A 25,976-nucleotide genomic window follows, 5' to 3' on the forward strand; every position below is an offset into this window, starting at 1 on the left:
TTTAGGGGAGGTACGAATGAAATCTTTATTTGAAAAGGAAGAACGGTACTGGAGCAGCAAGTTTGACGACGATGACAGCCTGAGCTTCCTTCCCTACAGTCAATCCTCCAAATTATCTGTGGGTGGCGAAGCTGCGGCAGAGCCGGCCTTGCTTCACCGTACCCTGCCGAGTGAACTCTCGGAGAGAATTATTCGCCTCGCCAATGGTTCGGATCTGGCTTTGTACATGATTGTTTTGGCAGGAGTAAAAGGCCTGCTGTTCAAATATACCGGGCAGGATCAAGTACTGGTCGGCATGCCTTCTTATAGCGGTGACCCGGACGTGACTCAGCCGCCGCATGACATCCTGGTGATCAAAACATCCGTAAGCAGCCAGACGACGCTGAAAACGCTGCTCGGGGGCATCAAAGCTTCCATCGGTGAGGCGCTGGAGCATCAGCATCTGCCTTTTCGGAAAATGGTGGAGCCGCTCCATCTGGACTATACAGGGGAAGGCCTTCCGGTCATCACCACCGTTGCATCCTTCACTCCGATTCATCCTGAACCGCTGGGTAACCGGGTGGCGGCCGATACGGTTTTTCGATTCGACCGCCAAAACGACTCTATCGAGCTGGAAATAAGCTTTGACGGGCATCGGTACGAGCGGGCATTTGTGGAACAGACGGCCGACCATCTTGTTCGGCTTCTGTCCGTGCTTGTATTTCAGCCAGATCTGGAGCTTGGACAAGCCGATGTGCTTTCCCCGGACGAGAGGGAGACGTTGCTGAATCGATTTAATGACAACGAAACCGGGTTTGAGCGGGGGAAAACGATTCACGGTTTGTTTGAAGAACAGGCGGAGCTTTATCCGGACAATGTGGCTGTTGTCATGAACGAACGGCAGCTGACCTACCGCGAGTTGAACGAGCGATCCAACCGTCTTGCGCGCAAGCTGAGGGAGACGGGAGTTGAAGCGGACCAGCTGGTAGCGATTCTGGCCGAACGCTCACTCGATATGGTCGTCGGCATACTGGCGATTCTCAAAGCGGGCGGGGCCTACGTGCCTGTCGATCCCGACTACCCGGAGGAGCGCATTCGCTTCATGATCGAAGATTCGGGTGTACCGTTATTGCTGATTCAAAAGCATCTGCACGGTAAGACCGACTTCGCAGGAACGCGCCTTGAAATAGATGATTTCGTTTGGGGCGACAGCGGGGCGGACTCGGAAGGTGCGCTGGACGCTTCGAATCTGGAGCCAATTTCCGGGCCGGAGAACCTGGCATATGTCATCTACACTTCGGGAACGACCGGCAAACCAAAAGGCACATTGATCGAGCATAAAAACGTTGTGCGTCTTTTGTTCAACGACAAGAACTTGTTCGACTTCGGGCGGTTCGACACGTGGACGCTGTTCCACTCGTTCTGCTTTGATTTCTCCGTCTGGGAAATGTACGGAGCGCTGCTGTATGGAGGCAAGCTGGTCATTGTACCGCCGCTCACGGCTAAAAATCCGACCGATTTCCTGGCGCTACTAGGCCGTGAACAGGTCACGATTTTGAACCAGACGCCAACGTACTTCTATCAGCTGCTGCGTAAGGTCTTGGCGGATCATCCATATGATCTGCGGATTCGCAACGTCATTTTTGGCGGCGAAGCGCTCAGTCCGCTTTTGCTCAAGGGCTTCAAGACGAAGTACCCGGAGACAAAGCTGATCAATATGTACGGCATTACCGAAACGACGGTTCACGTGACGTATAAGGAAATTACGTGGGTCGAAATGGAGGCGGCAAAGAGCAATATTGGCAAGCCAATCCCAACGCTGAGGGTGTATGTTCTGGATGAAAACCGCCGCCCAGTGCCGATCGGCGTAGCAGGCGAAATGTACGTAGCTGGTGAAGGCCTGGCAAGAGGATACCTGAATCGACCGGATCTGACGGCGGAAAAGTTCATTGATTCCCCATTTGCGGAGGGGGAGAAACTGTATCGCTCAGGCGACTTAGCGACCTGGCTGCCGGACGGCAACATTGAATACCTCGGCCGAATCGACCATCAGGTCAAAGTCCGCGGGTACCGGATCGAGCTGGACGAAATCGAGACGCAGCTTCTGAACGCCCGGGGCGTGGAAGAAACGGTGGTACTCGCCCGAGACGACGCGAATGGCCATAAGCAACTTGTTGCTTATTACGTCGCGGAAACAAAGCTGGCGGCGAATGAACTCAAAGAGCAGCTCGCCAAGCAGCTTCCGGGGTATATGATTCCTGCGCATCTTGTGCAGCTTTCGCAGATGCCGCTGACCGCGAACGGAAAAATCGACCGCAAAGCGCTGCCAGTGCCGGAGGAAGCAGCGGCCAGAGGAGCGGAATATGTTGCGCCGAGAACACTGCTCGAGATGAAGATCGCCCGTGTCTGGCAGGATACACTTGGCATTCCACAGGTTGGCGTAAAGGATAACTTTTTTGAACTGGGCGGCAATTCGTTAAGTCTGATGAGGCTCGTTCAAGCCGTTTACGATGAAACGGGCATCGAGATACCGCTGAATCGCCAATTCCATAGTGTAACCGTTGAAGCCATGGCTTTTGGAGAGGAGGATCTTGGTCTGGATAAAGGGGGAGACTCCTTCATTAAGCTGAATAAAACAGGGGATCTGAACGTGTTCTGCTTCCCTCCAGGCAGCGGCTTTGGCATCGGTTACCGAGAGCTTGCAAGCAGGTTAGACGGCCGGTTCATGCTTTACGGTATTGATTTTATCGACGATGCCACCGATTACGATGCCATGCTGAACCGTTATGTGGATGAGATTGTTCGCATCCAGCCGGAAGGACCTTACGTGCTGCTCGGTTACTGCTTCGGAGGCAACCTGACGTTCGAAGTAGCCAAAACGATGGAAAGAAGAGGGCATTCCGTAACGGACGTGCTCATGGTGGACTCGTGGATTAAGGACACACTCACGCCTTACGAAACATCTGAGAAAGAGCTTGAAGAAATGCTTGCGGATTTCGACGAAGAAGAAAAGGAATTAATGAGCAATCCGCTCGTGCGGGAGCGTGTTCATCGGAAGATCAAAGCCACCTTGACGTACGAAGCGCAGCTTATTAATTCAGGCACGATAACTGCCCGGATTTACGAACTGATTGCGAAGGACAGCGAAGCGTTCCGCCTGGAGCACCAGTTGCCGTCCTGGCAGAGGGCAACGACGCAAGCTTACGCCGATTACCGGCTGGAGGGCGCACACGAAGAATTACTGGAACTCGCGCGCGTGGACGAAACGGCCGTTGTCATCCGTGATATCTTAGTGCAAATCAAGCAGCAGATCGAAGCGGAGGCCGGGGTCCTGCATGGGAGCTGACCGGCAGACGTCTGTTCAAGAACAAGGCACAGCGGCGCCTTCCAAGCGCCGAACCGCTTATGCCACCTGGAAAGCGTTTCGCTGGCTGATGTCCTATGTAAGCCGTCACAAAGGCTGGATGATCGTCGGTATCCTGTCCGCAATAGCCGCCGCGGTTATTGAGATATGGACGGGACGTTTGGTCGAGCAGCTGACCACACAGGCCGAGAATGGGGCGGGGCCAATCGTTCTGCAGATCGTGTACACGGTCTTTGTGGTCATCTTGATCGGTGTACCGGCGAAGTTTTTCATGAGCTTTGGTGTGGAGCGAAGCAGTGCCTCTGCGGTGCAGGATATCCGCAACCATGTCATGCGTCATATCGGCAAACTCCCGGTCCCCTATTTGGAAAAGCAGCACTCCGGCGACGTGTTGTCGCGGATCAACAACGATCTGCAGCTCATCCAGCAATTTATGATTCGGGACCTCGCCCAGTGGTTTTATCATCCGCTATTGTTTATCGGCTGTTTCGCTTATTTGATCTACCTCCAATGGGAGCTGATGCTGTACAGCCTGCTATTATTTCCCGTAGCACTGCTGGTTTCCCAATGGATCGGCAAGCAGTTGGAACAGTTGACGGAGGAAGCCCAGGCGAACATGGGCCGAATGAACGTCAACCTCCAGGATACGCTTGGAGGGATGCCTATTGTAAAAAGCTATCTGCTATCTGGTATGTTATCTCGCTCCTACCAAGTGTTGCTGCAATTGACGGCTCAAAAAAAGCTGGCCGTGAAAAAGCGGGAAGCCTGGGTCAACCCGCTGCTTTCTACGCTGATGATCAGCCCGATCATTTTCGCCGTCAGTTACGGAAGCTATTTGATCTACAACGGGCAGCTAGGCGCGGGAGAACTGATTGCCTTCCTGTACTTGCTTAATCTGTGTCTGGAGCCGCTGGAGCATATTCCCGAACTCATCACGCGCACGTTCGAAATGACCGGTGCCCTGAGAAGGGTCTCCGAAATCGTCGAGCAGCCGACCGAAACGGAAAATGGCCGTTTGCTTCCAACAGCGAGCGCCGCCCCCATCCAGTTTCAGAACGTAACCTTCGGGTATGAAGAGAGTTCCACGATTCTGCGGAATGTTAGCTTCTCGGTGCCGGAAGGCAAGACGATTGCGCTTGTCGGAGCGAGTGGCGGAGGGAAGAGCACGGTGTTTAAGCTGGTATGCGGCTTTTATCCGCTTCCGGAGGATCAGGGCGAGATCCGCGTGTTCGGAAGCCTGATCCACGGTGCAGATCCAGAGCAGCTTCGGTCACATTTTTCCGTGGTAACCCAAGATTCATATTTGTTTAGCGGTACAATCGCCGAAAATATCGGCTATGGGCGGGAAGAAGCGTCGATGGACGAGATTATCGAAGCCGCCAAATCCGCTCAGGCTCATTCTTTCATTATTCAGCTTGAGGACGGTTACCAGACGTATGTCGGAGAGCGCGGCGGGTTTTTGTCCGGTGGGCAACGCCAGCGCATTGCAATGGCCCGGGCGTTTCTGAAGGATGCTCCCGTTCTGCTGTTGGACGAGCCCACATCGGCACTTGATCCGGAGTCGGAAAGCGCGGTTCAGGAAGCGTTGGGCGTATTGATGAAGCAGAGAACGACCATGGTTATTGCCCATCGGCTTTCTACGGTACAAAACGCCGATGAAATTTGGGTTTTGGAACAAGGAAGTATTGTCGAAAAGGGCACTCATGAACAATTGCTCGAGAGGAAGGGACTGTACGCCCAGTCGTACTACCAGGAATTTACCGAGTCTGCCGAACGCAGGGAGGTGTCGTATACATGAAAAAGGGCGGAAGGCTATCGCAAGTGAAAGAACTTGGCTACTTGCTGACGTTTATGAACCGCAAGCGCAAAACCCAGTACGCGATTGGCCTTGCTGTAACGGCGCTCACCCAGACACTGTTTCTGATCGCCTTCAGCTTGGTCGTACATAACTTGGTTGATTTCGCCGTGTCCCGAGATACGTCCCTGATGGTGGAAGCCTTTATTATTTTGGGCGTGGCCCTGTTTCTGGAAAATATAATTTCTCCCTGGTTCATTTACTTATACCAGCGCAGTGTCGAGCTGACCGTGCTGAATATCCGCAAACGTCTTTATGATAAGCTGTGCCGGGTGCGGCCGAGATTCCTGGAGCAGACGCACCATGGGGACTTGCTGTCGCGAGTGAACAACGACGTAACGACCGTTGAGTTTACATTCTCGCAGGTTTACTTCGTTTTGCTGCTTCAAGTTGTCTTTTGCATCGGCTCCATTGTCTCCATGGTGGTGATCGATTGGCGGTTTGCTGGCGTATCCTTCGTGATTCTGCTGCTGTCCTCTCTGGTCAGCCTGAAATTTGCACGGGATATCCGTGCCTTGTCCGAACAAGGCTTGCAAACGCTCGGTAAAATGACCGAAAAATTTAAAGATTTTATGGGCGGCATTCAAATTGTGAAGCTGTTCCGCATCCGCACGATTTACGGCCAGTACGAGGCGTTGAACGAACAAATGACGCAAACGCTTCGGCAAACGGCGAAAAAGAACGGTATGCAGGCTGCGGTGAACCATTTTATCAGCTACGTCACGTTTTGCGGCATCATCGTCATCGGCAGTCTTCTTTATGCCTACGGATTGATGGGAATGGGAAGTGTCGCCGCTCTGGCAGTTTTGCAAGTGAATCTGACGCACGCCTTGTTGAACTTGGGGATGGTTCTGTCGATGACCCAGAATTCGCTCGCGGGCGCTCACCGGATTCAAGAGGTACTAAGCGAGGAAGAGGAACCGGAGCGTCTGGGATCTTCTCGTAGCGAGCTTGTATCGGAGGCTGCGGTGGAGTTTCGCGATGTGGAATTTTCCTATCAGGCAGATAAAAAGGTACTTGTCGACATGTCGATGCAAGTGTTTCCTGGCCAGGTCGCTGCGATCGTGGGAGCCAGCGGCAGCGGCAAAAGTACGCTGATCAAGCTGCTGCTCGGTTTTTATCCTGTGGACAGCGGAGATATCCTGCTCCAGGGCAAACCGTTCGGACATTACACGCTGGACGAAATCCGCAGGCAGATTGCATACGTTCCGCAGGAGCCGTTTTTGTTTACCGGCACGATTGAGGAAAACATCCGTTATGGAAACCCGGATGCAACGGATGAAGAAGTGGTTGAAGCGGCCAAAGCGGCGTACGCTCACCATTTTATTCAGGAACTTCCTGAACAGTATAAAACGCCGGTGGGAGAGAGAGGAGCGTCGTTGTCAGGCGGACAAAGGCAGCGAATTGCGATCGCCCGGGCGATTCTCAAAAACGCCCCGATTCTCCTGCTGGACGAAGCGACTTCTGCATTGGATAACGAATCCCAGCATTGGGTACAGCAAGCTCTGAACGTATTGATGAAGGGGCGCACCACCATTCTGATTGCGCATCGTCTCAGCACTGTGGAACATGCGGATTTGATTACGGTCATGAACCAAGGAACGGTCGTGGAACGGGGCCGCCATCAGGACCTGCTGGCGCTCGGAGGTTATTACGCGCGGCTGTATGGCTAGACCATTACGACGAGCGGCTTCCTGCTGATATCTAGATAAAAAGCCTATCTACAAACAATCTCTAATACGGGAGTGTGTCGATGTGAGAGAGAATACGAACAAGCAATATGGATTAACGCAAGCCCAGCGCCGGATATGGTTCATGGAAATTATGAATCCGGGCACATCCATCACGATGCTTTCCGCGACCTACCAGATTACGGGCGAGATCGACACCAAGCTGCTGGAGCAAGCGGCCGCAGAGATTGTCAAAACCTATGACGCTTTCCGAATCCGTATTAGCGGGGATTTGCAAAATCCAACGCAGTGGTTCGAAGAGCCGGAGAATGTCCAAGCCCAGATAAGCCACCTCGAAATAGGTACAACCGAACAATTCTATGCCTGGGTGAAAGAAGTAACCGAAAAACCAGCCAGTGTGTTCGACGAACACCTCTATCAATTTACGATGATCCATTTTGCGAACGGCCAAGTATGGCTTAATTTGACTGTAAATCATATCATTGCCGATGGCTTGTCCGTCACTGCTCTGCTGCATGCGGTGATGGAAAAATACCTGGAACTGCGCAAAGGCATCTTCAGCAGTTACCAGGCCCCTTCCTACCTGGATTATATTTCAACTGAGCATGAATATGAGCAATCGCAGCGTTATCAAAAAGGCAAGGAATATTGGCTGACCAAGTACAACACTTTGCCTGAAACGAGCGGCATTAAATCGGTTCCGCCATTCTCAATTGGCAGCGAATCGAATAAACGTTCCATCACGTTGGATGGTTCCCGGTATGACCGCATTCTGGCTTTTAGCGAACAATATCAGGTCAGTTTATATACGTTATTTTTGTCCGCCATGTACGCCTTATTGTATAAGCTGACCGACAGCACCGATGTGCCGGTCGGCACGGTTTTTGCCAATCGCACCAGCAAGAAGGAAAAAGAAACGATTGGTATGTTCGTCAGCACCGTGGCTACGCGGATTAGTCTGAATCCAGATGGGTCCGTGCTTTCCTTGATCCAAACGGTTTCCAAGGAAAATACGGCGGATCTGCGGCATCAGAAATATCCTTATAACCAATTGATCCAGGATTTACGTGAACAACACGGCCGTAACGATCTTTCGGAGCTGTTCCGCACGTCTCTGGAATATCTGCCTTTGAAAATCGTGGAATACGAAGAAATCAAGGTACGTCTGGAGGCTCACTTTGCCAGGCACGAGATGGGCGATCTACTGCTTCGCTTCGACCATATGCTGAATGAAGGCCATGTCATTCTCCATGCTTCCTATCGTACCGGCCTGTTCGAGATGGCCGAGATTGATCGCATTATGGAACAGTATGTAACTGTTTTGGACCAGTTTCTTGAGACTCCCGAACTGCGGGTACGCGAGATTTCTCTACTGAGCGATGAGGAGAGACACCGCATTCTGGGCGTGTTTAACCCGCCGGTGGCAGCACTGAGCGAGGGAATTCCGTTTCATCGGTATGTCGAAAAGTTTGCCCGAGACATTCCGGATCACCCGGCAGTTGTTTACATGGACAAAAAGCTGACTTACGGCGAATTGAACGAACGCGCCGATCGGCTGGCTTCGCTCCTTCGTGAACAGGGCGTGGGAAGGGAGACGATTACGGGGATCTGGGCGGAGCGCTCGGTGGAACTGCTGGTCGGTGTGCTCGCCGTATGGAAAGCCGGCGGAGCTTATGTACCGCTGGACCCCGATTATCCGGCGGAGCGGATTGAGTACATGCTCAGCGATAGCGAAGCATCGGTGCTGCTTACGCAGCGTCATCTGTTGGAGGGGGCCGGAGGTTGGTTGGCCGATGACCGGCTGAAGCTTCAAGCTGTCTATGCGATGGATGATGAACAGATGTATAACGGGGATACCTCAGCCGTGGAATTTGAATCTGCTGACAGTGCCCCGCAAGACTTGGCTTATGTGATTTACACCTCGGGTACGACGGGACGCCCAAAAGGCGTCATGATCGAGCATGGTAGTCTCGTGAATACGGCGGATGCGTACCGCCGTGAGTACCGGTTGGATCAGTTCCCGGTGCGGCTGCTGCAACTGGCGAGCTTTTCGTTTGACGTGTTCGTTGGAGACATCGCGCGGACGCTGTATAACGGAGGAACGATGGTAATTGTGCCAAAGGATGACCGGATTGATCCGAACCGCTTATACGGCTGGATTCGGCAGCAAAACATTACGGTATTTGAATCGACACCTGCGCTCATCCTGCCATTCATGCAGCATATTTATGAAGAAGGGCTGGACGTCAGCTCCATGCAGTTGCTGATTACCAGCTCGGATGCTTGCAGTGTCACCGATTACCAATTGCTGCAGGAAAGATTCGGCGGACAATTCCGCATCATCAACAGCTACGGCGTTACCGAAGCGGCCATTGACAGCAGCTTTTACGATGAGCCGCTGGACAAGCTGCCATCGTTGGGTCATGTGCCGATCGGCAAAGCCTGGCTGAACGCTCGGTTTTACATTGTAGATGCCGGGTTAAAGCCGGTTCCTGTAGGGGTTCCGGGTGAGCTTGTCATCGGCGGCGCCGGGGTGGCGCGCGGGTATTGGAACCGTCCGGACCTAACCACCGAGAAGTTTGCAGACAGCCCGTTTGTGCCTGGCGAACGTCTGTATCGGACAGGAGATTTGGCCCGCTGGCTGGAAGACGGCAACGTTGACTTCATCGGCCGGATTGACTATCAGGTGAAAATTCGCGGGTTCCGGATCGAACTCGGCGAAATTGAAACGGCCCTGTTGCGTTTCCCGGGTGTCAAGCAGGCTGTGGTGACAGACCGTACGGATGAGCAGGGGCAAAAGTATTTGTGCGGATACGTGGCGGGGGATGATTCCTTGCAGATGAGCGATCTGCTGTCCCAATTGAAACAAGAGCTGCCTGCACATATGGTTCCGGCCCGGCTGGTGTCTCTTGATCAGCTTCCGCTCACACCGAATGGCAAGATTGACCGTAAAGCGCTGCCTGAACCGACCGGAGAGGTAGAAGCGGGCCGTGAGTATGTGGCTCCTCGCACAACGCTGGAAACCAGACTTGCGCTTATTTGGCAGCAGGTGCTGGGTATTGCGCGAGTTGGAGTCCAAGACGATTTCTTTGACCTGGGTGGTCATTCCTTGCGGGCCTCCGCCCTTGTTTCCAAGATTCGAAAAGAGCTGCAAGTCGAGGTTCCGCTGCGGGACGTTTTCCGCTACACCATGATCGAACAGCTGGCCCAAAGAATCGGCGGTTTAAAGCAGCAGGAGACGTATGAGATTACAAAAGCGGCAGAGGCCGAGTACTATCCGGTTTCATCCGAGCAAAAACGTCTGTACGTCCTGCGCCAGCTTGACGCGGCCGAGCGTAGCTACAATATGTCGGCGGCGCTTCTTCTCGAAGGCAAGCTGGACCGCCCGCGCGTAGAGTACGCGTTCCGGGCGCTGATTCAGCGCCATGAGACGCTGCGTACCGGGATTGAGCAGGTTCAAGGCGAGCTTGTGCAGCGCATCTATGACGAGGTGGAGTTTGCTGTAGACTATTTCCAGGCGAGCGAGCGAGAAGTGGACCAAGTGGTGGAAGCATACTATCACCCGTTTGATCTGACCAAGCCGCCACTTCTTCGCATCGGCCTGATCGAAGTCGCCGAGGATCGCCACATCCTGTTGTTCGATATGCACCATATCATCTCGGATGGCATCTCGACAGCGCTGCTTTTCGACGAGTTCAGCCGTCTGTATCGGGGTGAGGAGCTGGCTCCGTTGCGTATTCAATACAAAGATTATGCCGTTTGGCAGCATTCCGAAGCCTACGGGCAATTGATCCAGCCGCAGAAGGAGTACTGGCTGGAACAGCTGTCGGGCGAGCTGCCTGTATTGGAACTTCCAACGGACTTCCCGCGGTCTGCGGTGCAAAGTTTTGACGGCCGGACCGTGAAGTTTGATATTGGGAAAGAGCGGACGGAGAAGCTGAAAGAACTGGCCGCACGGACGGGCACGACCCTGTACATGGTGCTGTTGTCTGCTTACTCGATCCTTATGCATAAATATTCGGGTCAGGAAGATCTGATCGTGGGAACGCCGATTGCCGGAAGAACGCAGGAAGAAGTGCAGCCAATCGTAGGTATGTTTATCAACACACTTGCCATTCGCAGCCAGCCAGAGCGTTCCAAGCCGTACCTTAAGTACCTGGAAGAAATGAAGGAAATCACACTTGGGGCTTTTGAACACCAAAATTATTTGTTCGAAGATTTGGTGGAAAGTCTTCACATTCCGCGCGCGACCGGCCGGAATCCGCTCTTTGATACGTTCTTCTCCCTGCAAAATACGGAGAATGAGCAAATTGTCATCGAGGGGCTGGAGCAATCGTTTTATCCGTTGGAAAACCGAACGTCCAAGTTCGAGCTGCTTCTGGACATTTCGGAGCTGGACGGTCAGCTCGAATGCCGGTTGGAATACGCTACGGCTTTGTATAAACAGGAGACCGCGGAGCGGTTCGCCAGACATTATGACAAGCTACTCGAAACTATCGCAACAGCACCCGAAGGGGATATTGCTTCGCTGGAAATGCTAACGGAGCAGGAAATCCGTGAACTGGTGCGAGGTTTCAATGATTCGGAGGCAGACTACCCGCGGCAGCAGACGATTCATGGCTTGTTTGAAGAGCAGGCAAAGCTTTACCCGGATAACGTGGCCGCCGTCATGAATGAGCGGCAGTTGACCTACTGCGAGCTGAACGAGCGATCCAACTGGCTTGCGCGCCAGCTGCGGGAGACGGGAGTCGAAGCGGATCAGTTGGTAGCGATTCTGGCCGAACGTTCGCTTGATATGGTCGTCGGCATTCTGGCGATTCTCAAAGCGGGTGGAGCCTACGTGCCTGTCGATCCCGACTACCCGGAGGAACGCATCCGCTTCATGATTGAGGATTCGGGCGCACCGTTATTGCTGATTCAAAAGCATTTGCATGAGAAGACCGACTTCGCAGGAACGCGCCTTGAATTGGACGATTTCGTTTGGGGCGACAAAGGGGCGGACTCCGTTGGTGAGCTGGACGCTTCGAATCTAGAGCCGATTTCCGGGCCGGGTAACTTGGCTTATGTCATCTACACGTCGGGAACGACCGGCAAACCCAAAGGCACGTTGATTGAGCATAAAAACGTCGTGCGCCTTTTGTTCAACGACAAGAACCTGTTCGACTTTGGGCCGTCCGACACTTGGACGTTATTCCACTCGTTCTGCTTCGATTTCTCCGTCTGGGAGATGTACGGAGCGTTGCTGAATGGAGGAAAGCTGGTTATCGTACCGCCGCTTACGGCGAAAAATCCGGCCGAGTTCCTGGCACTGCTGAGCCGCGAACGGGTCACGATTTTGAACCAGACGCCAACATATTTCTACCAACTGCTGCGTGAGGTTTTAGCGGACCATCCGTACAATCTGCGGATTCGCAACGTCATCTTCGGCGGCGAAGCGCTCAGCCCGCTGTTGCTCAAGGGTTTCAAGACGAAGTACTCGGAGACAAAGCTGATCAATATGTACGGTATTACCGAGACGACGGTTCACGTGACGTATAAGGAAATCACATGGATCGAGATGGAAGCGGCGAAGAGTAATATCGGCAAGCCGATCCCAACGCTGAGCGTGTACGTTCTGGATGAAAATCGTCGTCCTGTTCCGATCGGCGTAGCAGGCGAAATGTACGTGGCCGGGGAAGGCTTGGCGAGAGGATACCTGAATCGCCCGGATCTGACGGCGGAAAAGTTCGTTGATTCGCCGTTTGCGGAGGGGGAGAAACTGTACCGTTCGGGTGACTTGGCGGCCTGGCTACCGGACGGCAACATTGAATACCTCGGCCGGATCGACCATCAGGTCAAAATCCGCGGGTACCGGATCGAGCTGGACGAAATCGAGACGCAACTTCTGAACGTGGAGGGCGTGGAAGAAGCGGTAGTGCTCGCCCGTCAGGACAACGGGGGCGAGAAGGCGCTTGTTGCCTACTTTGTGGCGGACCGGACGCTGACGGTTAGCGAAATGAGAACCTCGCTGGCCCAGGGAATGCCGGGATACATGATCCCGTCGTACTTCGTGCAGCTGGAATGCATGCCGCTGACGTCCAACGGGAAAGTGGACCGCAAAGCACTGCCGGAGCCGCAAGGCGGCTTGCAAACGGGCGTTGAATACGTAGCGCCGCGTAACCTTACGGAGTCCCAGCTTGTGAAAATCTGGGAGGAAGTGCTGGGTTACTCCGGCATTGGGGTCCTGGACAATTTCTTCGAGCTCGGAGGGCATTCCTTGCGGGCGACAAACCTTGTCAGCAAGATTCGGAAGGAAATGAACGTTGAACTTCCGCTGCGCGATGTGTTCCGCTATATGACGATAGAAGCGATGGCTGGGGCTATTGCCAGCTTGGAAGAATCAGAGCACAGCACGATTCCAGTAGCGGAAGAGAAAGCATACTATCCGGTTTCCTCTGCACAAAAAAGGCTGTACGTCCTGCACCAGCTGGATAGCTTGGAGCTGAATTATAACCTCCCAAGCGCCTTGCAATTGGAAGGGACTTTGAACGAGGCCAAAGTAGAAGATGCGCTGACTACTTTGATGACCCGGCACGATATGCTGCGCACCGGTTTTGAAATCGTGAATGGGGAGCCGATTCAGCGTATTCATCCGCTCGTCGCTTTCAAGGTCGAGAAGATTCAAGCAAGCGAAGATCAGGTTGCAGCCATTTTTGAAGGCTTCATTCAGCCTTTTGATTTGACCCAGCCGCCTTTGTTGCGCACCCTGCTGATCGAATTGGAGAAAGAAAAATTCCTGCTCGCGCTGGATATGCATCACATTGCTTCAGACGGCCTTTCCATGGATGTGCTGCTGCGTGAATTCGTGCGGCTTTACAATGGGGAAGAATTGCCGGAGCTGCGGATTCAATACAAGGATTACGCCGTTTGGCAGCAATCCAAGGAACAGCGTCAACGCATCAAACGACAGGAGGAATACTGGCAAGGGGTATTCAGCTCCGAGCTTCCGGTTCTTGAGTTACCTCTTGACTACTCCCGTCCAGCCGTTCAGCAGTTTGACGGTCAAACGCTCACGTTTAGGCTCGATGCGGAGAAAGGAGAAGCTCTTAAACAGCTTGCCAGCGATTCGGGGGCGACGCTGTACATGCTTCTGCTGGCTGCGTACTCCGTATTGCTTCATAAATACGCGGGACAGGAAGATATAGTAGTCGGCACTCCGATTGCCGCTCGTTCTCACGCCGACTTGCAGCCGATTATCGGCATGTTTGTCAATACGCTGGCCCTTCGCTTGGGTCCGACGACAGAGCGGACGTTTATGGATTACTTGCAGGAAGTGAAGGAAACGACGCTTGGAGCCTACGAGCACCAGGACTATCCGTTTGAGGAGCTGGTAGAAGCTCTTCAGGTGAGCCGGGATTTAAGCCGGAATCCGCTGTTTGACACCATGTTTTCTTTGCAAAAGCACGAAAGCCTGGATTTAACCCTGGAAGGCTTGCAATGGTCGCTGTTTGACATCGAGGAAAAGACGGCGAAGTTTGATCTTAGCTTGGATATCGTTGAAGAGGGTAACGAGTTAGTTTGCAAGATCGAGTACGCTACCTCGTTGTTTAAACAGGAAACGATGGTACGGCTTGCGGGTCATTACGAGCAGCTTTTGGCGTCGATCCTGGCTCAGCCGGGTGCGCGGATTTCGGATTTGGATATATTGACGGACAGCGAAAAGGATAATTTATTGGTCGGGTTTGACGTGTCGTCTTCGGCTCTTGTGAAGCAACCCGCTACAGAGGGTACAGGTCTGGAAGCGGATGAGTCGTGGAGAGAGAGAACGTTCCACGAGCTGTTCGAGGAGCAGGCGGAGCGCACTCCGGGAGCGCTGGCGGTTGTCTACGAAGACAGCAAGCTGACGTATGCGGAGCTGAACGCCAAAGCGAATCGTTTGGCGTATGTACTGCGGGCACGTGGGGTGAAGCCGGAACAGGTGGTCGGCATTCTGGCCGGCCGTTCGGCCGAGCTGTTGATCGGGGTACTCGCCGTATGGAAAGCTGGCGGCGCTTATGTACCGCTTGACCCCGATTATCCAGCGGAGCGGATCGAATATATGCTCGCGGACAGCGAGGCATCAGTGCTGCTTACGCAGACTTGCCTGTTGGAGCAGGCGGAAGCTTGGCGCAGCAACGGAGCTTTAACGCTGCAAACGGTGCTTGCACTTGATGACGCCGCGGCGTACAGCCTCGGAGCGGCGGAAACAGATGTAGCCTTACAAGCTTTAGGCGAAGCGGGCGCGGAGGCTTTGGTGCAAGTGGCAATGGCTGCTGTCGAAACATCTGCCACGGCAGAAGCTGAGCAGAACATACAAGCGGAGGATCTCGCATCAAATCCGGCAAATGTGAACAAGCCAGGCGATCTGGCTTACGTCATCTACACCTCCGGTACGACGGGCCGTCCGAAGGGCGTGGCAGTGGAACACCGCAGCTTGGTGAACACGGCGGCGGGCTACCGGCGGGACTACCGCCTGGATCAGTTCCCGATCCGGCTGCTGCAACTTGCCAGTTTCTCGTTTGATGTGTTCGTTGGTGACATTGCACGGACGCTGTACAACGGTGGAACTATGGTCATCGTGCCGAAAGAAGACCGGATTGATCCAACCCGCCTCTATGGCTGGATTCGTGATTACGCCGTGACGGTGTTCGAATCAACTCCGGCGCTGGTCGTGCCGTTCATGGAGCATGTGTATGCCGAGGGTCTGGACCTCAGCTCGATGCAGCTGCTGATCACAAGCTCGGATGCGTGCAGTGTAGCGGATTACCGCACATTGCAGGAGCGCTTTGGCTCGCAGTTCCGTATTATTAACAGCTACGGCGTAACGGAAGCAGCGATTGACTCCAGCTTCTATGACGAGCCGCTGGAGAAGCTGCCGAACACGGGCAGCGTGCCAATCGGGAAAGCGTGGCTTAACGCCAGATTCTACATCGTGGATACAAATCTGAAGCCAGTGCCGATCGGGGTGCTCGGCGAGCTGGTTATCGGTGGAGTGGGTGTGGCCCGCGGTTACTTGAACCGCCCGGATTTAACGTTGGAGAAATTCGTAGATAGCCCGTTCACCGCTGGGGAGCGGTTGTACCGGACGGGTGATCTGGCACGCTGGATGCCTGACGGCAACGTAGATTTCATCGGCCGAATCGACAATCAGGTGAAAATTCGTGGTTATCGGATCGAGCTTGGTGAGATTGAAGCGGCCATGAAAAATGTTGCCGAGGTGCGGCAAGCGCTTGTCATCGACCGGACGGACGAGCGGGGGCAGAAATATCTGTGCGGATATGTCGTAGTGGATTCCAGCTTCGATCTGGAAGGGCTTGTGGCCCATCTGGACGCCGTACTGCCTTCTCATATGGTGCCTTCGCGCATCATGCTTCTCGATCAATTGCCGCTTACACCGAACGGCAAGATCGACCGTAAAGCGTTGCCTGTGCCGGAAGGAAGCATTCGTGCCGAGGCTGCATACACGGCGCCGCGTACTCCTGCCGAGAAAGCACTCGCGTTGGTCTGGCAGTCAGTGTTAGGCGTGGATCAGGTTGGCACCATGGATAATTTCTTTGCGCTTGGTGGCGATTCAATTAAAGCTTTACAGGTATCTTCTCGTCTTTTGCAAACGGGGTACAAGCTGGTCATGAAAGATTTGTTCCATTACCCGACGATCTCCGCCCTTAGTTTGCGGTTGCAAACAGCCGAGAGAACGGCAAGCCAGGCCGAAGTGACGGGAGAGGTTATCCTGACCCCGATTCAGCGGTGGTTCTTTGAACAAAATCAGGCCGACGTTCATCACAGCAACCAGGCATTTATGCAGTTCTCCAAGCAAGGCTTTGATGAAAAAGCTTTACGCCAAGCGGTGCGTCAGCTTATCGTGCATCACGATGCTCTTCGTACGGTTTATCGTCAAACCGAGAATGGTTATACCGTCTGGAACCGCGGCGCTGGGGAGAACGAAGTGCTGTTCGATCTGGAAGTTGTCGATTTCAAGGGAGCCCGGGACGTGAAAGAAGCGGTAGAGGCGAAGGCAAATGACATTCAAGCAAGCATCGATCTGGAAAACGGTCCGCTGGTGAAGCTTGGTTTGTTCCGCTGCGACGATGGCGACCATCTGCTCATCGCAATCCATCACTTGGTCGTAGACGGCGTATCCTGGCGGATTCTGCTTGAGGATTTTGCTGCCGCCTATGAGCGGGCGCTGCAAGGGCAGCCGATCCGCCTGCCGCTCAAAACGGATTCATTCCAAACGTGGGCGAAACAGCTCGCTGATTATGCGAACGGGCCGGCGATGGAAAGCGAGAGAGCGTATTGGCAGTTTATCGAGCAATTGGCCTATGAGCCGCTTCCGAAAGATTTTGAACAAGGCAGATCCAAGCTGAAGGACAGCGGGCTCGTAACCGTGCGATGGACAGCGGACGAAACCGAACAGTTGCTGAAGCAGGCTCACCGTGCTTACCATACGGAAATGAATGATTTGCTGCTTGCTGCGCTGGGCCTCTCAGTACAAGCTTGGAGCGGTCAGGAACGCGTGCTGGTGAATCTCGAAGGCCACGGCCGGGAAGAACTTTTGCCAGATGTAGACATTACGCGCACGGTAGGCTGGTTTACAAGCCAATTCCCTGTCGTTCTGGAGCCGGGTCACGCTCAGACGCTCGGTCATCAGGTGAAACAGGTCAAAGAAAGCTTGCGCCGCATTCCGAACAAAGGGATCGGCTATGGCATCCTGCGTTATTTGTCGGCGCCGCGTGAAGGTGAGTACTTCGTTTTGGAGCCGGAGATCAGTTTTAACTATTTGGGTCAGTTCGACCAGGATTACGAAAGCAGTAGCTCGCAGCCGTCTCCGTTCAGCCCGGGCTCCGATTCAAGCCCAAATGCTGTGATGGATTATGTCCTCGATATCAACGGTATGGTGTCGGAAGGCGTGTTGGAACTCACGATCCGTTATGGGGAAACCCAGTATCAACGGGAGACGGTTGAGCGCCTGGGCACCCTGCTTCAATCGAGATTGCGTGAAGTCATCAGCCATTGCGTATCGAAAGAGCGGCCTGAGCTTACGCCTAGTGACGTACTTCTTCAAGATGTGACGGTGGAGGAACTGGAGCGGCTGTCCGAACATACGGCGGCACTCGGCGAACTGGAGAATGTATACACCCTGACTCCACTGCAAAAAGGGATGTTGTTCCACAGCCTGCTGGATGCCGATTCGGGAGCTTACTTCGAACAGGTGACCTTCGATCTGTACGGAAGCCTGAATGTGGAAGCCTTCACCCGAGGATTGGATACGCTGGTGCAGCGGAATGAGGCGCTGCGGACCAACTTTATTACCGGCTGGAGAGACGAGCCGATTCAAGTGGTATTCCGCGAGCGGAAGTGCGAAGTGCACTTTGAAGATATTCGCTCGGCAAGAGATGAACAAGCGGAGAAGACGATAGCTGAGTTTGTCAGCGCGGATAAAGCGAACAAGTTCGATTTGGCCCAAGACTCTCTTATGCGTGTGACCGTTTTGCGCACAGGCGACGAGTCCTACCATGTGATCTGGAGTCATCATCACATTTTGATGGACGGCTGGTGCATGTCCTTCATGATCAAGGAAGTGTTCGACACTTACTTTGCGTTTCAGGAGAAGCGAGCGCTAGAGCTTCCTCCGGTTACTTCGTACTCCCGGTATATCGAATGGCTGGAAGCTCAAGATGTAGCGAAAGCTTCGGGTTACTGGTCAGAGTATTTGGCGGGTTACGATCAGCAGACCAAGCTGCCGCAGGAGACAACGCAGCTGAAACAGCATGCTTTTGAAATGGCTGAAATCGATGTGGAACTCAGCAAAGGACTGACCGGGCAAATTGAGCGTGTGGCGCGCCAGCAGCAGGTGACACTCAACACGTTTATGCAGACTGTATGGGGACTGGTCCTACAGATATACAACAACAGCGAGGATGTCGTGTTCGGCTCCGTTGTATCCGGGCGTCCGGCGGAAATTCCGGGCATCGAAAGCATGATTGGCCTGTTTATTAATACGATCCCGGTCCGTATTCAAGGTAAAGCCGAGGAGACGGTAGCCGATATTTTGAGAAAAACCCAGGATCAAGCGCTGGCATCGGGAGCTTACGAAACGTTCCCGCTGTTCGAAATTCAGTCGCTGAGCGAGCAAAAGCGTGACTTGATCAACCATATCATGGTCTTTGAAAATTATCCGATGGAAGAACAGATTGAGCAAGTTGTCGGCGGAGGCCAAGAAGCGCTGAAAATCGCTAATATCCAATCGCCGGAACAAACGAACTATGACCTGGACATTACCGTCATTCCTGAAGAGCATATTTTGCTGCGGTTTACGTACAATGCACTGACGTTCAGAGAGCAAGACATCAGGCAGATCCACGGTCATTTTGCCCGTGCATTGGAGCAGGTTGCGGCTAATCCGAATGTTTGTGTAAATGAGTTAGAGCTTTTGACAGCGGCGGAAAAAGAAGAAATTGTCGGCGTGTTTAATCCGGTGCAGCCGGAAGTGGCTCCTGTGGCCGCCTTCCATCGCCTGTTCGAGGAACAGGTGGAACGCACGCCAGAAGCGGAGGCCATCGTATTCGAGAACGATCGGCTGACGTACGCGGAGCTGAACGAGCGGGCGAATCGCTTGGGGGCAACGCTGCGTGCAAGCGGCATCGGCCGGGAGACCATCGTTGGCATTCTCGCCGAGCGTTCGGTCGATTTGCTGGTGGCCGTGATGGCCGTCTGGAAAGCGGGAGGGGCGTATGTACCGCTTGACCCGGATTATCCTGCGGACCGCGTGCGGTTCATGCTGGAAGACAGCGGAGCGAAGGTGCTTCTGACACAAAACCTGCTGCGAGAGCGTGCCGAATCCTGGCTCGGCGAAGAGGAACTAGCACTGGAGACGGTGCTGTATCTCGATGACGAAACGTCATACAGCGAAGACCGAGCGAATGCACCAATGGACTTCGGCCAAGGCTCCAGCATGGTTTCAGGTTTGGTCTCCGGCGAGCTGACGGGTGCTGTGAACGACCGTAATGAGAGTCATCCAAATGATGTTGATGTTGTCGGTATGGGCAGCTTCCATGAAGCCCGTCCGGAGGATCTGGCGTACGTCATCTACACGTCGGGAACGACGGGCAAGCCAAAAGGCGTGATGATCGAGCACCGCAGCCTGGTGAACACGGCGGCGGGTTACCGACGGGAATACCGGTTGGATCAGTTTCCGGTAAGGCTGTTGCAGCTCGCAAGCTTCTCGTTTGACGTATTCGTGGGCGATATCGCGCGGACGTTGTACAACGGAGGCACGATGGTGATTGTACCGAAAGACGACCGGATTGATCCGTCTCGTCTGCACTACTGGATAGAGCGGGAGCAAGTGACGATCTTTGAATCAACGCCGGCGCTGATCGTACCGTTTATGGAATATGTGCACGAGCAAGGGCTGGAGTTGAGCGAGATGGAGTTGCTCATTACGAGCTCGGACAGCTGCAGCGTGGCAGATTACCGGACCTTGCAGGAACGGTTTGGCCCGTCGTTCCGCATCATCAACGCCTACGGCGTGACGGAAGCGGCAATTGACTCCAGTTTCTATGATGAGGAGTTGGCGAAGCTACCGCAGACAGGCCATGTGCCGATTGGCAAAGCGTGGTTGAATGCGAAGTTCTACATCGTGGATGCACATCTGAATCCTGTTCCAGTTGGCGTGCTGGGCGAATTGGTTATCGGCGGAGTCTGTGTGGCGCGCGGGTACTTGAACCGTCCCGAGCTGACGGAAGAGAAGTTTGTAGATAGTCCGTTTATCGTAGGTGAGCGACTGTATCGCACGGGAGACTTGGCGCGGTGGATGGAGGACGGCAACGTGGACTTCATCGGCCGGATCGATAACCAGGCGAAAATCCGGGGTTACCGGATCGAGACGGGCGAAGTCGAAGCAAAGCTGCTGAGTGTAGGTGGCGTGAAGGAAGCGGTCGTTGTTGTCAGGGAAGATCAAGAGGGGCAGAAAGCGTTGTGCGCTTATTATACAGTGGAAAAAGGCTTGACGGCGGCAGATTTGAAACGGGCGATCTCCAGCGAGCTACCGGGATACATGATTCCGTCGTATTTCGTCGAACTGGAGCAATTGCCTCTAACGCCGAATGGGAAAATAGACCGGAAGGCGCTGCCAGCGCCGGAAGGGGGAGCAGGCGGAGGCCACGAATACGTGGCGCCGCGCACCGAACTGGAGGCAAAACTGGCCGCCATTTGGCAGGAAGTGCTTGTTCGGGAGAAGGCGGTAGGCGTAACGGACAACTTCTTCGACCTCGGAGGACACTCCCTGCGGGCGACAACACTTGTCGGCAAAATGCATAAGGAGCTGGGCGCCCAATTCCCGCTTCGCGACGTATTCCGCTACTCGACAGTTGAGGAAATGGCTGTGGCTATGGAGCGTTTGGAGATCGCCTCGTTTATGGCTATTCCGGCTGCGGAACCTAGCGAGTACTATCCCCTCTCTTCTGCTCAGAAACGTCTCTATATCTTGAACCAGCTGGAAGGAGGCGAGCTGAGCTACAATATACCAGGAGCTATGCTGATCGAAGGGCAGCTCAACCGGCAACGGTTTGAAGAAGCGTTCCGCGGGCTTGTAGCTCGTCATGAAACGCTGCGTACCGGCTTTGAGATGGTTGAAGGCGAAGCGGTTCAGCGGATTTACGAAGAAGTCACCTTCCAGGTGGAATATGTGCAGATCAGCGAGGAGCAGGCGGAAGAAACGGTGCGCCAATTCGTTCGTGCGTTTGATCTAGCGAAACCGCCACTTCTGCGGGTGGGCATTGCCGAACTCGCGCCGGACCGGCACATCCTGATGTTCGATACACATCATATCGTATCGGACGGCGTATCAATGGACGTACTGATCGAAGAGTTCGTGCACTTGTACAGCGGCGAGCCGCTCAAGCCACTCCGCATTCAGTACAAAGATTATGCAGTATGGCAGCAATCGGACGAGCAGAAAACGCAGCTTGCCAAGCAGGAAGCCTACTGGATTGACATGTTCCGCGGAGAACTGCCAGTTCTGGAAATGCCAACGGACTATCCGCGCCCGGCTATGCAGAGCTATGAGGGCCGCACGCTGCAATTGTTTATGAATATTGAGAAAAGCGAAGGTCTGAAACGGCTTGCAGCTGAGAACGGCGCAACGCTTTACATGGTTCTGCTTGCGGCGTATAACGTGCTTCTGCATAAATATTCAGGTCAGGAAGACGTGGTGGTAGGTACGCCGATTGCGGGAAGAAATCACAGCGACGTTCAACCGCTGATCGGGATGTTCGTTAATACATTGGCCATCCGCAGTTACCCGGCTGCTGGTAAGACGTTCCTTGACTACTTGAAGGAGATCAAGGAGACAACGCTGGGTGCTTTTGAACATCAGAATTATCCGTTTGAGGAACTGGTGGATAAGGTAAACGTGGCTCGTGATTTACGCCGTCATCCACTGTTTGATACGATGTTTGCTTTGCAGAATACAGAAAATGTGGAAATCCAGCTTCCGGGACTGCATCTGTCGACGTATGCCAGCGAAGAAATTGTTTCTAAATTCGATCTCAGCTTGGACGTCACCGAGATTGAGGACGGCTTGGAATATCTGTTTGAATACGCCACGGCTCTATATAAAACCGAAACGGTGGAGAAGTTGGCTGCCCACTACTTGCAGTTGCTTGAATCCATTCTCCGCAACCCGTCAGCGACGATCTCCGAGTTGGATATTTTGACGGCGGTGGAAAAAGAAGAAATTATCGGCGCGTTTAACCCGGCGCAGCCGGAAGAGGCTCCGGTGGCAGCGTTCCATCGACTGTTCGAGGAACAGGCGGAACACACGCCAGAAGCGGAAGCTGTCGTGTACGAAAACGATCGGCTGACGTACGCGGAGCTGAACGAGCGGGCGAATCGCTTGGCGGCTACGCTACGCGGAAGCGGCATTGGCCGGGAGACGATCGTTGGCATTCTCGCCGAGCGTTCGGTCGATTTGCTGGTGGCCGTGATGGCCGTCTGGAAAGCGGGAGGGGCGTATGTACCGCTTGATCCGGATTATCCGGCGGACCGCGTGCGGTTTATGCTGGAAGACAGCGGAGCGAAGGTGTTATTGACACAAACGCTGCTGCGAGAGCGTGCCGAATCCTGGCTCGGCGAAAAGGAACTGACACTGGAGACGGTGCTGTACCTCGATGATGAAGCGTCGTACAACGAGGAACGAAACAATGCGCCAATGGACTTCGGCCAAGGCTCCAGCAGTGCTCCCGATCCAGTCAACGGCAAGCTAACGGGGGCTGTGAACGGTGGTGGCGAGAGTCATGTAAATGATGTTGATGTTGTCGGTATGGAGAGCTTCCATGAAGCCCGTCCGGAGGATTTGGCGTATGTCATCTACACGTCCGGAACGACAGGCAAGCCCAAGGGTGTGATGATCGAGCACCGTAGCCTGGTGAACACGGCAGCGGGCTACCGACGGGAATACCGGTTGGATCAGTTCCCGGTAAGGCTGTTGCAACTCGCAAGCTTTTCGTTCGACGTGTTTGTGGGTGATATCGCACGGACGCTGTACAACGGCGGCAGCATGGTCATTGTACCGAAGGACGACCGGATCGATCCGTCTAGTCTGCATTACTGGATAGAGCGGGAGCAAGTGACGATTTTTGAATCAACGCCAGCGCTGATCGTACCGTTTATGGAGTACGTGCATGAGCAGGGGTTGGAGTTAAGTGGGATGGAGCTGTTGATCACAAGCTCGGACAGCTGCAGTGTGGCAGATTACCGTACCTTACAGGAAAGGTTCGGCTCGTCGTTCCGCATTATTAACGCCTACGGTGTGACGGAAGCGGCAATTGACTCCAGTTTCTATGATGAGGAGTTGGCGAAACTGCCGCAAACAGGCCATGTGCCGATTGGCAAAGCGTGGTTAAATGCGAAGTTTTACATCGTGGATGCACATCTGAACCCGGTGCCAGTCGGCGTGCTGGGCGAATTGGTTATCGGCGGAGTCGGTGTGGCGCGTGGGTACTTGAACCGTCCAGAGCTGACGGAAGAGAAGTTTGTAGACAGCCCCTTCAACGCGGGTGAGCGGTTGTATCGCACGGGAGATTTGGCGCGGTGGATGGAGGACGGAAACGTGGATTTCATCGGCCGGATCGACAATCAAGCGAAAATCCGGGGCTACCGGATCGAAACGGGTGAGATTGAGTCGCAACTGCTGCGGGTGGTAGGTATACGCGAAGCGGTGGTGCTGGTTCGAAGTGATGCGAACGGGCAAAAGGCGCTGTGCGCATACTACACAACGGATATCGAACTGACGGCGGCCGACCTGAAACGAGCGATCTCCAGCGAGCTGCCAGGTTACATGATCCCGTCGTACTTTGTGGAGCTGGAGCATTTACCTCTGACACCAAACGGGAAAATCGACCGGAAAGCGCTGCCGACGCCGGAAGAGGGAGCAAGTGCAGGGCGCGAATACGTGGCGCCGCGCACCGATCTGGAGACGAAACTGGTCTCCATCTGGCAGGATGTGCTTGGGTCAGTTACGATTGGTGTGACGGACAACTTCTTCGACCTCGGCGGTCACTCGCTGCGGGCGACAACGCTGGTCAGCAAGGTGCACAAGGAGCTGCACGTGGACCTGCCGCTGCGCGATGTATTTCGGTACTCGACTATTGAAGGGATGGCTGAAGTGATTAGCCGATTGGAGCAGCAGGAATTCCTTTCCATTCCGGTTCTGGATAAAAGGGAGTATTATCCGCTTTCCTCTGTGCAAAAGCGGCTGTACATCCAGCAGCAGATGGAAGGCGCCGAGCTTAGCTACAACATGTCCGGCATGACGGTTCTCATCGGGCACTTGGAGCGGAATCAATTCGAGGCGGCTCTCAAAGGATTAATCGCTCGTCACGAAGTTTTGCGAACTGGCTTCGAAATGGTCGACGGCGAACCGGTACAACGGGTTTATTCGGACTTGGAGTTTGCCGTCGAGTATACAAAAGCGACGGAAAGTGAAACGAAAAGCATTGCAGATGCCTTTGTACGTGTCTTTGATTTGGAGCGGCCGCCGCTGCTGCGTGTGGGCTTAGTTGAATGGGAAACGGAACGTCATCTGCTTATGCTGGACATTCATCATATCGTCACGGATGGCATGTCGATGGGTATCTTCATCGAAGAGCTGCTGCGCCTGTATAACGGTGAGACACTGGAACCGCTTCGGATTCAATACAAGGAATTCGCCGCTTGGCAGCAGTCCGAACCTGTAAAAGAACGGCTGAAACGCCAGGAAGCCTACTGGCTGGACATGTTGGAAGGTGAACTGCCAACGCTTGAGTTGCCTACGGACTTTGTCAGACCTGCCGCTCGCAGCTTTGAGGGAGATGTGCTGCCTTTCAGTATCGACAAGCAGATGACTGACAGCTTGCAGCGTATTGCCGATGAGAACGGTGCTACCCTATATATGGTGTTATCGGCGGCCTATTCCATCCTGCTCAGCAAGTACTCGGGACAAGAAGACTTCATAGTAGGAACACCGGTTTCGGGCCGCACACATGCCGACCTGGAGTCACTCATCGGAATGTTTGTCAACACGTTGGCGATCCGCCATTATCCATCCGGGGATAAGACGTTCCTCGCTTACTTGAACGAAGTCAAAGAAACGATGCTGGGGGCCTACGACCACCAGGATTATCCGTTTGAAGAGCTTGTGAAAAAGCTGCAGGTGCCGCGCGATCAAAGCCGCAATCCTGTATTTGATGTCATGTTTACACTGGAAACGAAGGAAGATAACGTTCAAAGCTTCGGGGATATCCAGATCGAATCTTATCCGGAAACGCATACGGTTTCCCAATTTGATCTTACCTTGATCATTTCGTTGCTGGATGAGGGTATGAATGGGCAGTTTGAATATGCCACCAAGTTGTTTACGCGCAATCTGATCGACAATTTCGCTCAGGACCTGCTCGTGATCATCAACCAAATTGGCGAACAGCCTTCGGTGCTGCTCAAGGATATTTCCCTGAACGGGCAATCCGAACAGGAGCAAGATGAGCTAGAGGCTATTGATATTATTTTCTAATCCCTTACCCGGCTTGGG

Annotated in this window: 4 protein-coding genes; all 4 read left to right on the forward strand. The window is 53.8% G+C overall.

Annotated features, from left to right (window positions below; translation table 11 throughout):
* The first annotated feature begins 16 nt into the window (after nucleotides 1-16).
* The 4 genes from QF041_RS24575 to QF041_RS24590 all read left to right on the forward strand — a co-directional run bounded on the left by QF041_RS24575 (nucleotide 17) and on the right by QF041_RS24590 (nucleotide 25,958).
* Nucleotides 17-3,325 carry a non-ribosomal peptide synthetase gene (locus tag QF041_RS24575; protein WP_307415979.1) on the forward strand — a complete coding sequence of 1,103 codons (3,309 nt, stop codon included), beginning with the start codon at nucleotides 17-19 and terminating at the stop codon, nucleotides 3,323-3,325.
* Entirely contained in the window at nucleotides 3,315-5,141 is a 1,827-nt protein-coding gene (locus tag QF041_RS24580) for an ABC transporter ATP-binding protein (protein ID WP_307415980.1), read from the forward strand. Before QF041_RS24575 ends, QF041_RS24580 begins: the two co-directional genes overlap by 11 nt.
* Nucleotides 5,138-6,871, forward strand: coding sequence for an ABC transporter ATP-binding protein (locus tag QF041_RS24585; RefSeq protein ID WP_307415981.1), 1,734 nt, complete (start codon nucleotides 5,138-5,140; stop codon nucleotides 6,869-6,871). The genes QF041_RS24580 and QF041_RS24585 overlap by 4 nt, the downstream gene beginning before the upstream one ends.
* Before the next feature lie 82 nt (nucleotides 6,872-6,953).
* Nucleotides 6,954-25,958 (forward strand): non-ribosomal peptide synthetase, encoded by a 19,005-nt coding sequence (locus QF041_RS24590; protein ID WP_307415982.1) that lies wholly within the window; start codon nucleotides 6,954-6,956, stop codon nucleotides 25,956-25,958.
* Nucleotides 25,959-25,976: the final 18 nt, after the last annotated feature.

It is taken from the genome of Paenibacillus sp. W2I17 (assembly GCF_030815985.1).
Lineage (GTDB): Bacteria > Bacillota > Bacilli > Paenibacillales > Paenibacillaceae > Paenibacillus.